This is a genomic window from Micromonospora sp. S4605 (assembly GCF_003176715.1).
In the GTDB taxonomy this organism is placed as follows: domain Bacteria; phylum Actinomycetota; class Actinomycetes; order Mycobacteriales; family Micromonosporaceae; genus Micromonospora; species Micromonospora echinaurantiaca.
Map to the genome: position 1 here is coordinate 1 of NZ_QGSW01000401.1, position 4,776 is coordinate 4,776.

Sequence of the window (4,776 nt, forward strand, 5' to 3'; positions counted from 1 at the left end):
GGTGGTGGGGGCGGCGTGGTTCGCTGTCAGCGTCCCAATCCTTGGACGCTGGGAGGAAGAATGATCGAGTCGCTGCTGGTCGCCAACCGGGGCGAGATCGCCCGCCGGATCATCCGTACCGCCAGGCGGCTCGGCGTCCGCGCGATCGCGGTGCACTCGGAGGCCGACGCCGGCCTGCCGTTCGTGACCGAGGCCGACGAGGCGGTCTGCGTGGGACCGGCCAACCCGGCCCAGAGCTACCGGAACGTCGAGGCGATTCTTGCCGCCGCCAAGTCGACCGGCGCGCAGGCCATCCACCCCGGCTACGGCTTCCTGTCGGAGAACGCCGACTTCGCCCGTACCGTCGAGGCGAGCGGGCTGATCTGGGTCGGACCCGGCGCGGACGCGATCGCCGCGATGGGCGACAAGATCAACGCCCGGAACCTGATGGCGGCGGCCGGCGTGCCGGTGGCGCCCGGCACCACCGACCCGGCGACCGACCTGCACGCGGCGGTCGCCGCGGCGGCGGAGATCGGCTACCCGGTGATGGTCAAGGCGGCGGCCGGCGGCGGCGGGATGGGCATGGGCGTGGCGAACGACGAGGCCGCGCTGCGCACCGAGTACGACAAGGTGCGCTCGTTCGCCGAGCGGATGTTCGGCGACGGCTCGGTGCTGATCGAGCGGTACTTCCCCCGGGTGCGCCACGTCGAGGTGCAGATCCTCGGCCTGGCCGACGGTCGGGTGGTGGCCCTGGGCGAGCGGGAGTGCTCGGTGCAGCGGCGCAACCAGAAGCTGGTCGAGGAGTCGCCGTCGCCGGCGGTCTCGCCGGAGCTGCGCGAGCGCTTCCTGGCGGCGGCCGTGCGGGCCGGCGAGGCGGTCGGCTACCGCAACGCGGGCACGGTGGAGTGCCTGCTCGATCCGGCCACGCAGGAGTTCTTCTTCCTGGAGATGAACACCCGACTCCAGGTGGAGCACCCGGTCACCGAGCTGGTCTACGGGGTCGACCTGGTCGAGGAGCAGCTGCGGGTCGCCGCCGGGCTGGCCCCGACCTTCGACCCGGACGCGCTCGCGCCGCGCGGGCACGCCATCGAGCTGCGGATCAACGCCGAGGACCCGAAGCGCTTCCTGCCCGGCCCGGGTGCGATCAGCACCTGGAACGAGCCGGCCGGCGAGGGCGTGCGGGTCGATTCCGGCTACGTCGCCGGCAACACGGTCACCCCGTTCTACGACAGCCTGATGGCGAAGCTGATCGTCAGCGGCGCCACCCGCGAGGAGGCGGTGCGGCGCGCCCGGGCCGCGGTGGCCCAGTTCGAGGTCGCCGGCCCGAAGTGCAACCTCCCCTTCTTCGCCGAGCTGCTGGAGAACGAGGAGTTCCTCTCCGGGGACTACGACACCGGCATCGTGGGCCGGATGCGCTGACCTCGCTCGGCGGCCGGGCCGGCCTCCTCCCTGCCGGCCCGGCGGCCTGGCCCCGGGGGCCTGACCACGCCGGCCCGGTCCCGGCGGCCCGGTCCCGGCGGCCTGGCCCCGCCGGCCTGGTCCCGCCGGTGGTTCTGCGAGGCTGGGGTGCGGTGGCAGCGGGTCCTTTGCTCTGCTTCAGTGGACGCAGTACCGGTTGTCCGGATGACGGACGGCGGCCGTTGCGTGGGTTGAAGCAGCGCAAAGGACGTGCGCCGGTGTCAGTCAGGACCCGTCACAGTGAGGTGACCGCGATGAGCCAGCTGCCAAGTTCCGTGTCGATCCGGGAGGTCGGGCCCCGCGACGGGCTCCAGAACGAGGAGCCGATCCCGACCGACGCCAAGGTGCGCCTGCTCGACGCGCTCTCGGGCACCGGCGTGCGGCGGATCGAGGCGGTGTCGTTCGTACACCCGAAGGCGATCCCGCAGATGGCCGACGCCGACGAGGTGTGGCGGCGGGCCACGAAGGCCGACGGGGTGCGCTACTCGGCGCTGGTGCCGAACACCCGGGGCGCGCAGCGCGCCCTGGCCGCCGGGTTCACCGAGATCGAGGTGGTGGTCTCGGCCAGCGACACGCACAACCGGCGGAACGTGAACCGCTCCACCGAGGAGTCGCTGGACGACATCGCCGAGCTGATCGACCTGCTGCACGGCGCCGGCGCGCAGGCCGAGGTGATCATCGCGACCAGCTTCGGTTGCCCGTACGAGGGGGACACCGACCCGGCCCGGGTGGCCGCGATCGTGGACCGGGTGGTTCGCGACGGCGCGGACCGGGTGGCGTTCGGCGACACCACCGGCATGGGCACTCCGCGCCGGGTCCGCGACCTGCTGACCGCGGTACGCGACCGCAACGCGCACATTCCCGTCCTGCTGCACTTCCACAACACCCGGGGCACCGCGCTGGCCAACCTGCTGACCGCGCTGGAGCTGGGGGTGACCGAGTTCGACGCCAGCGTCGGCGGCCTCGGTGGCTGCCCCTACGCGCCGGGGGCCAGCGGCAACCTGGCCACCGAGGAGGCGGTGCACATGCTGCACGACATGGGCATCGACACCGGGATCGACCTGGACGCCCTGATCGAGGTGGCCGAGCTGGCCGAGGAACTGGTCGGCAAGAAGCTGCCGAGCGGCGTCCTCCGGGCCGGCCCCCGTACCCGTCTCACCCCGCTCCCGGCCTGACCCGGTGCCGCCTGGGCCGCAACGCTGTCGCGCGGGGGCCCGGCGGACCGTCACACACCCGCCCCCACCCGTTGGAGGGTCACGAAGGCGGTGATGATGAAGGCGACCGTCGACACCGGCCAGATCCACCAACCGGCGGCTCTCCGCCGACTGAAGCAGAGGACGAGGGAGCCGAGGGTGAGCGCCCAGCAAATCGCTGCGGACCACCACCACACCCTGGTGTCCGGGATGTGCCGACCGAAGTCGGCGTCCCAGTAGCCGCGGCTGGTGGCTTGCGGGGAGTACCACGCCAGCACGAAGGCGAACCACGGCAGGATCACGACGGCGGCGATCATGAGAACGGCGGAGATCGCCGTTCGCCTCGTGTGGTCCGGGGCGGACGGCTTCGAGTCGGTCATTCCGCGTGCTCCCGTCGAGTCGGAGGTGCTGCGGCTCCGATGTGTGGCCGGAGTATGACGGCGAACCGCGCGGCCGTGGGGGCGGTGACCGCCCGGCGGGTCGCCGAAGCGGAGGACGATGCGCTAGCCTAACGATCGTTCAGGTCGGTCGGTCCGCCCACGAGGCGGTCGGCCCCAGGCGGCGAGGGAGTCGGCGTGACGCTCGACGGTGAGGCTCTGGAACAGCTGCGCAAGCGGGCCCGGGCCGGCGGTGCGGACAAGTACCACGCGGCGAACGCCGCCAAGGGCAAGCTCTTCGCCCGGGAGCGGGTGGCGCTCCTGGTCGACGAGGGCAGCTTCGTCGAGGACGGCCTCTACGCCAACGCGATGGCCGAGGGACTGCCCGCCGACGGCGTGGTGACCGGCACCGCCACCATCGACGGCCGGCCGGTCTGCCTGATGGCCAACGACTCCACGGTCAAGGCCGGCAGCTGGGGCGCGCGTACCGTCGAGAAGATCATCCGGATCATCGAGCGGGCCTACTCGACCGGCGTACCGATGGTCTACCTGGTCGACTCGGCCGGCGCCCGGATCACCGACCAGGTCGAGCTCTTCCCGGGTCGGCGCGGCGCCGGCAAGATCTTCTGGAACCAGGTACGCGCCTCCGGCTCGATCCCGCAGGTCTGCGCCCTCTTCGGGCCGAGCGCGGCCGGCGGGGCGTACATCCCGGCGTTCTGCGACGTGGTGGCGATGGTCGACGGCAACGCCAGCATGTACCTCGGCTCCGACCGGATGGTCGAGATGGTCACCGGCGAGAAGACCACGCTGGAGGCGATGGGCGGGGCCAAGGTGCACTGCGCCGAGTCCGGTGTCGGGCACTTCCTCTGCAAGACCGAGACCGACGCGCTCGACGTGGTGCGGCGCTACCTGTCGTACCTGCCGGCGAACTGGACGCAGGCCCCGCCGGCCGTCGAGGCCGTGCCCGCGCCGGAGAAGGCCGATCTGGCCGCGCTGGTGCCGGCGAGCGAGCGGCAGGCGTTCGACATGCGGCGGTACGTCAAGGGCCTGCTCGACGAGGGTTCCTTCTTCGAGATCCAGGCGCTCTGGGCCAAGGAGCTGACCATCGGCTTCGGCCGGCTGAACGGCGAGGTCGTCGGCGTGGTCGGCAACAACTCGATGTTCAAGGGCGGCGTGCTCTTCGTCGACTCGGCCGACAAGGCGACCCGGTTCGTGCAGCTCTGCGACGCGTTCAACGTGCCGCTGCTCTTCCTGAGCGACGTACCCGGTTTCATGGTCGGCAGCGCCGTGGAGAAGCAGGGCATCATCCGGCACGGCGCCAAGATGATCACCGCGATCTCCGAGGCCACCGTGCCGAAGATCTGCGTGGTGGTCCGCAAGGCGTACGGCGCCGGCCTCTACGCGATGGCCGGCCCCGGCTTCGAGCCGGACGCCACCATCGCACTGCCCACCGCCAAGATCGCGGTGATGGGCGCCGAGGCGGCGGTGAACGCGGTCTACGCCAACAAGATCGCGGCGATCGAGGACGAGGCCGAGCGGGCCGCCTTCGTCACCGCCAAACGCGAGGAGTACGAGCGGGACATCGACATCGTCCGGCTCGCCAGCGAGCTGGTGGTGGACGCGATCGTCGAGCCGCACGAACTGCGCGCCGAGCTGGTCCGCCGGTTCGCCGCGGCCCGGCACAAGGAACGGCACTTCTCCCGGCGCCGGCACGGCGTCACCCCGGTCTGACCCCGTCGCCGGCCCCACCCGGCCGGCGCGGGCCCACC

General features: G+C 72.1%; 4 protein-coding genes. 3 read left to right on the forward strand and 1 reads right to left on the reverse strand.

Annotated elements, in window-relative coordinates:
• Positions 1-60 precede the first annotated feature (60 nt).
• The gene (locus DLJ47_RS32090) at positions 61-1,398 is read left to right on the forward strand and encodes an acetyl-CoA carboxylase biotin carboxylase subunit (protein WP_109905686.1); all 1,338 of its coding nucleotides are present in this window, start codon (positions 61-63) and stop codon (positions 1,396-1,398) included.
• A 293-nt stretch (positions 1,399-1,691) separates the two neighbouring features.
• Positions 1,692-2,612: a hydroxymethylglutaryl-CoA lyase gene (locus DLJ47_RS32095; protein WP_109905692.1), complete on the forward strand. Its 921-nt coding sequence runs from the start codon at positions 1,692-1,694 to the stop codon at positions 2,610-2,612.
• A gap of 50 nt (positions 2,613-2,662) precedes the next feature.
• On the opposite strand, the gene DLJ47_RS32100 is transcribed toward DLJ47_RS32095, so the two are convergent.
• Positions 2,663-3,010 (reverse strand): hypothetical protein, encoded by a 348-nt coding sequence (locus tag DLJ47_RS32100; RefSeq protein WP_109905688.1) that lies wholly within the window; start codon positions 3,008-3,010, stop codon positions 2,663-2,665.
• A 195-nt stretch (positions 3,011-3,205) separates the two neighbouring features.
• Here DLJ47_RS32100 and DLJ47_RS32105 point away from each other — a divergent pair, with 195 nt between their 5' ends.
• Positions 3,206-4,738, forward strand: a complete 1,533-nt coding sequence (locus tag DLJ47_RS32105; protein WP_109905690.1) for an acyl-CoA carboxylase subunit beta — start codon at positions 3,206-3,208, stop codon at positions 4,736-4,738.
• Positions 4,739-4,776: the final 38 nt, after the last annotated feature.